The 6734-nt window shown below is 55.7% G+C and carries 3 protein-coding genes and 1 pseudogene; all 4 read left to right on the forward strand.

Annotated features, from left to right (window positions below; translation table 11 throughout):
- A pseudogene (locus ACI43T_RS11725) lies at positions 1-156 on the forward strand (DUF6531 domain-containing protein); the annotation flags it as partial.
- Positions 157-2232: 2076 nt separating this feature from the next.
- Positions 2233-3699 carry an RHS repeat domain-containing protein gene (locus tag ACI43T_RS11730; RefSeq protein WP_405387272.1) on the forward strand — a complete coding sequence of 489 codons (1467 nt, stop codon included), beginning with the start codon at positions 2233-2235 and terminating at the stop codon, positions 3697-3699.
- A gap of 8 nt (positions 3700-3707) precedes the next feature.
- A complete protein-coding gene (locus tag ACI43T_RS11735) occupies positions 3708-4307 on the forward strand; it encodes a hypothetical protein (protein WP_405387268.1) in 600 nt (199 codons plus the stop codon).
- A gap of 138 nt (positions 4308-4445) precedes the next feature.
- A partial coding sequence (locus tag ACI43T_RS11740) for an RHS repeat-associated core domain-containing protein (RefSeq protein WP_405387270.1) occupies positions 4446-6734 on the forward strand: 2289 nt, incomplete at its 3' end.

Below are 6734 nucleotides of genomic sequence, written 5' to 3' on the forward strand. Positions count from 1 at the left end.
GACTTCACCCTTGATTCACTGCTGCCGCTGGTCTGGCGGCGCAGCTATTATTCCGACCAGTACGGCAACGGTTGGCTGGGACAGGGCTGGTCGTTGCCGTTTTCGATGCGTTTGGAACGCACCGCCGACGGTTTCCTCTATATCGACGAACAGGGCAGGGAAATTCAGCTGCCCGATGCCGACGGTTTCGACGACGGAGGGAAAGGGGAAGAAGATGACGGCGTCTTCGCTGTAGGCGCGGACGAGGAGGACGCCGACCCATACGGACTGGCCGGTTGTTGGTTCGACCCTTCGGAACAGATATTCTTCGGCCGCGTTTCAGACGGCCTTTATCAGATAGCCGCCCCCGACGGTTCGGCCAAACTGTATTTCTCCGCAGTGGCGGGGCATTCGCTCTACCCGCTCGTCGCCATCCTCGACCGCAACGGCAACCACACCCGGATTGTCTACGGCGACAACGGGCTGCCGCAAGAAGTGATTGACGCCGCCGGACGGCGGGTGACGCTGAACTTCGTTTCGATACGGCTGGACGAAGCCGCTGATGATTTCGATCCGGCGTCGGAAGACGGAGTGTTTCGCGGCGAAGACGGCAACCTGTACGTCAACCGCCTCGGCACCGCCTCGTTGGCCGGACGGGAGATGGTGCGTTACCACTACGACGGCCGCGGCGATTTGACCGCGGTATACGGCAGGGGCGGCAAAAAACTGCGCGGTTTCGCCTACCGCAACCACATCATGATCGAACACAGCCAGCCGGAGGGTTTGGTTTCCCGCTACCGTTACGACACATACGACACCGGCGGCAAAGTATTGTGCAACACCACCAATACCGGCGAAGAATGGACCTTCGATTATCGTGAGGACCACACGCTGGTTACCGATGTGCTGGGGCGGTGCGAGACTTTCGGTTTCGACGGCAATTACGAACTGTCTTACTATATAGACGCCGAAGGCAACCGCAGTGATACCGAACGCGACGACGACGGCTGGATTACCGGCCAGACCGATCCGCTGGGGCGGGAGACCCGTTACGGTTACAACCGCTACGGGCAGTTGGAAAGTACCGACTATCCGGACGGCAGCTGCGACGAAATGGAATACCATTCCGAACTCAACCTGCCGGTAGCGTATGTCGAACGGATGGGGCCGCCGACGCTCTGCCGTTACGACGGCCGCGGCAATCCGATAGAAATCACCGACCCGGCCGGCGGCATCACCCGCATCAGTTACGGGCGCAACGGCGAACCCGAAAGCATTACCGACCCGTTGGGCAAGACCGTCCGCTACCGTTACAACGAGGCCGGACTGCCTTCGTCCTATACCGACTGTTCCGGCGGCATCACCCGTTTCAGCTATACCGATTTCGGCGACTTGGAAAGCGTGACCGACGCTTTGGGGCAGACCGTCCGCTACCACTACGACGAAGCGGGCAACCATATCCGCACCGACTATCCGGACGGCGGCAGCGAACACTACGAATACGACCACCTCAACCGACTGACCGGCTACACCGACCCGCTGGGCAACCGCACCGTCTACGAACTGGCGGCGGACGGTCTGCCGCTCAAACGCACCGACGCGCTGGGGCACAGCTTCGGCTACCGCTATGATGCCGCCCGCCGCCTAGCCGTCCTCACCAACGAAAACGGCGAAAGCTACCGTTTGGAATACGACGCCGCCGACAACCTGATTCGCGAAAGCGGCTGGGACGGCAGAATCACCGAATACGGCTACGACAAGGCCGGACAGTTGAACGAACAGCGCGAATACGGTGATAACCCCGCCCGCCCGCTGCAAATCCACCGTTTCGAACGCGACATCCTCGGCCGGCTGACCGACAAAATCAGCCGCCGTACCGACCGCAACCGGCATACCGAAGCCTACAGCCGCAGCCGCTACGACTACGACCCCGTTAGCGGACGGCTGAGCAAGGCCCGCAACGGCAGCGGCAGCGTCGAGCTGGAATACGACGCACTGGGTCGGATAACGGGCGAGACCGTCGTCCACAACGGCCGCGAAATCAAAGTCGGCTACCGTTACGACGGCAACGGTAACCGCATCCGTACCGAGCTGCCCGACGGCTCCGTCGTCGACCACCTGTACTACGGCAGCGGCCACCTGCACCGCATCAGCTGCAATGGCGAAACCGTCAGCGACATCGAACGCGACGCGCTGCATCGGGAAACCAGCCGCACCCAGGGACATATCGGCAGCGTATACGAATACGATCCGATGGGCCGTCTGAAACGGCAGCAGACCCATGCTCTCGGAGAGGGCGGCAAACAGGACGTACAGGTCGGCGCGGTCAGCCGCCGCTACGCCTACGACCGAGCGGGCAACCTGATCCGGAGCGAAGACCGGCGCGGCGGCACGCTGGAGTATGTCTACGACAAACTCGGCCGCATCAGGGAGGCGAAACACAGCGGCGGCGGTGTCGAACGGTTCGCCTTTGACCCGGCCGGCAATATCCTGTCGGCCAACCATCCGGCCGCCACATCCGCAGGCCGTCTGAACAGCCACCCTCAGAAAACCCCGGCCAACCCCAACCTGTACGCCGGCAACCGGCTGAAAGAACACGACGGCACCGAATACACCTACGACGGACTGGGCAACCTGATTTACCGCCAGCTCCCCGACGGCGAAAACCAATACTTCCAATACGACAGCGAAAACCAGCTCGTCCGCGCCGAAATCAAAAAAGCGGCGGGCAATACCGAAATCTGGGAATACGCCTACGACCCGTTCGGACGCCGCCTCTCCAAAGAGCGCAAAGACAAACTGGCCTGGACCTCGACCGAACCGAAGCGGATCCATTTCGTCTGGGACGGCAGCCGTTTGGCGCAGGAGTACACCTATAAAGGCACTTACACCTATATCTACACCGACCAGGACAGCTACGAACCCTTAGCCCAAATCTTCCACAACAACAAAGACGGGAAGCAGTATCTCGCCTATATCCACACCGACCAAATCGGCATTCCGCGCGAGATGACCGACCAGTTCGGCAATTTGCTGTGGTATGGCGAATATACCGCTTGGGGCCGTCTGAAAAAGGACGGGCGGGTTTATCAGAACGCGCACCAGCCGTTCCGGTTGCAGAACCAGTATTACGACCGGGAGACGGGGCTGCATTACAATTTGATGCGCTACTATGAACCTGATACGGGTCGGTTTGTGAATCAGGACCCGATTGGGTTGCTGGGCGGGGAGAATCTGTATGCTTTTGCGCCTAATGCTCAAATGTGGACCGATATATTTGGCCTATGGGGAGATATGAATGGTGCAAGTGCTACTGTGTCGGCTGGTGGTTATAGTGAAACTTATCACAGCTCTAGAACGGGACATGCAGAGATTAATGGCTTAAATGATTTTTTGGACAATAACAGATTGAAAGGTAAAGATGTTCATATAAGTAATATTACAGGGCAATTCAGAACTAGTGGCAATAAGCCTGTTGGAATGTGTACGAATTGTCGTACAAATATTTTTGATATTTTAAAACAAGGGGAGGCAAAAAGTGTTTCTTTCCCTGAGACAAGAGGTAATAAGGTTTTAGGTACGATTAAGATAGAATCTTCAGATTTTGATAAAGTTCGTAAGGAACTTGATGCTGTCCGTAAGTTGCCAGGAAGTGATAAAACTCGTTCAGATGCAGCATGGGACGTTTTGCACAAATACAATAAATTTGGAAAGTGTTGAGGTAATTAATGGAAGAAATAATTACTATTGAAGGAAGTGTTATTGAATATGAACCACAGGCGAATCATCTAAGTATCATATGTGGATTGCCGTTTATATGTAAAAACGGAGTATTGTATGTAGAAAACCCAAATCCTGAAGAAGAAAAATATACGGTAACAGATATTAAATTGCTTACGGATGATGAGTTAAAAGTCCATTTGGATTCTGGTGATATTTTAGTAATTAAAAGTCATACGGTAATAGATAAATATCTATTTGCAAAAATCATGGACGGTTTTTTAGATTGTAAAAACTATAATGGTGGTGATGATAAATTAAGAATAGTGTTACATGAGGATAAACTAGAACGCTTTGAATTATATAGATATAATTCCGTAGGGGATCTGTCTTTTTCATTTACAATATCGGAAAAAGAAGATATATATTATTTATTCAATTATAGGCCGTGGGCTAAAAATGAAATTGAATCTTTCCAGATTGTGAGTAATTCATTGATTTGTAATTTAAAAAATGGTGAGGAATTCAGGTCTGATATTATCTTATCTTCTTATATTAAAGAGTTCGTATATCATATATTTTCACTGCTTAAAATAGATAAATCATAGCCTGTATAAATTTCCGAATCCCGCTCGATTTTCAGACGGTCTCAATATCCCTTTTGAGGCCGTCTGAAATATCCGTTCCTTAACAATCTAATCCCATTACCGATTGATACGCTGGTTGATATAGAGGCCATCTGAAAGTTGGTTTTTCAGACGGCCTCTATACTGTCTTACTATATAGACGCCGAAGGCAACCGCAGCGATACCGAACGCGACGACGACGGCTGGATTACCGGCCAGACCGATCCGCTGGGGCGGGAGACCCGTTACGGTTACAACCGCTACGGGCAGTTGGAAAGTACCGACTATCCGGACGGCAGCTGCGACGAAATGGAATACCATTCCGAACTCAACCTGCCGGTAGCGTATGTCGAACGGATGGGGCCGCCGACGCTCTGCCGTTACGACGGTCGCGGCAATCCGATAGAAATCACCGACCCGGCCGGCGGCATCACCCGCATCAGTTACGGGCGCAACGGCGAACCCGAAAGCATTACCGACCCGTTGGGCAAGACCGTCCGCTACCGTTACAACGAGGCCGGACTGCCTTCGTCCTATACCGACTGTTCCGGCGGCATTACCCGTTTCAGCTATACCGATTTCGGCGACCTGGAAAGCGTGACCGACGCTTTGGGGCAGACCGTCCGCTACCACTACGACGAAGCGGGCAACCATATCCGCACCGACTATCCGGACGGCGGCAGCGAACACTACGAATACGACCGCCTCAACCGACTGACCGGCTACACCGACCCGCTGGGCAACCGCACCGTCTACGAACTGGCGGCGGACGGTCTGCCGCTCAAACGCACCGACGCGCTGGGGCACAGCTTCGGCTACCGCTATGATGCCGCCCGCCGCCTAGCCGTCCTCACCAACGAAAACGGCGAAAGCTACCGTTTGGAATACGACGCCGCCGACAACCTGATTCGCGAAAGCGGCTGGGACGGCAGAATCACCGAATACGGCTACGACAAGGCCGGACAGTTGAACGAACAGCGCGAATACGGCGATAACCCCGCCCGCCCGCTGCAAATCCACCGTTTCGAACGCGACATCCTCGGCCGGCTGACCGACAAAATCAGCCGCCGTACCGACCGCAACCGGCATACCGAAGCCTACAGCCGCAGCCGCTACGACTACGACCCCGTTAGCGGACGGCTGAGCAAGGCCCGCAACGGCAGCGGCAGCGTCGAGCTGGAATACGACGCACTGGGTCGGATAACGGGCGAGACCGTCGTCCACAACGGCCGCGAAATCAAAGTCGGCTACCGTTACGACGGCAACGGTAACCGCATCCGTACCGAGCTGCCCGACGGCTCCGTCGTCGACCACCTGTACTACGGCAGCGGCCACCTGCACCGCATCAGCTGCAATGGCGAAACCGTCAGCGACATCGAACGCGACGCGCTGCATCGGGAAACCAGCCGCACCCAGGGACATATCGGCAGCGTATACGAATACGATCCGATGGGCCGTCTGAAACGGCAGCAGACCCATGCTCTCGGAGAGGGCGGCAAACAGGACGTACAGGTCGGCGCGGTCAGCCGCCGCTACGCCTACGACCGAGCGGGCAACCTGATCCGGAGCGAAGCCCGGCGCGGCGGCACGCTGGAGTATGTCTACGACCAACTCGGCCGCATCAGGGAGGCGAAACCCAGCGGCGGCGGTGTCGAACGGTTCGCCTTTGACCCGGCCGGCAATATCCTGTCGGCCAACCATCCGGCCGCCACATCCGCAGGCCGTCTGAAAAGCCAACCTCAGAAAACCCCGGCCAACCCCAACCTGTACGCCGGCAACCGGCTGAAAGAACACGACGGCACCGAATACACCTACGACGGACTGGGCAACCTGATTTACCGCCAGCTCCCCGACGGCGAAAACCAATACTTCCAATACGACAGCGAAAACCAGCTCGTCCGCGCCGAAATCAAAAAAGCGGCGGGCAATACCGAAATCTGGGAATACGCCTACGACCCGTTCGGACGCCGCCTCTCCAAAGAGCGCAAAGACAAACTGGCCTGGACCTCGACCGAACCGAAGCGGATCCATTTCGTCTGGGACGGCAGCCGTTTGGCGCAGGAGTACACCTATAAAGGCACTTACACCTATATCTACACCGACCAGGACAGCTACGAACCCTTAGCCCAAATCTTCCACAACAACAAAGACGGGAAGCAGTATCTCGCCTATATCCACACCGACCAAATCGGCATTCCGCGCGAGATGACCGACCAGTTCGGCAATTTGCTGTGGTATGGCGAATATACCGCCTGGGGCCGTCTGAAAAAGGACGGGCGGGTTTATCAGAATGCGCACCAGCCGTTTCGGTTGCAGAACCAGTATTACGATAGGGAGACGGGGCTGCATTACAATTTGATGCGCTATTACGAACCTGATACGGGTAGGTTTATCAGTCAAGACCCGATT

Origin of the sequence: Neisseria oralis (genome assembly GCF_045062685.1) — a bacterium.
GTDB classification, from domain to species: domain Bacteria; phylum Pseudomonadota; class Gammaproteobacteria; order Burkholderiales; family Neisseriaceae; genus Neisseria; species Neisseria oralis.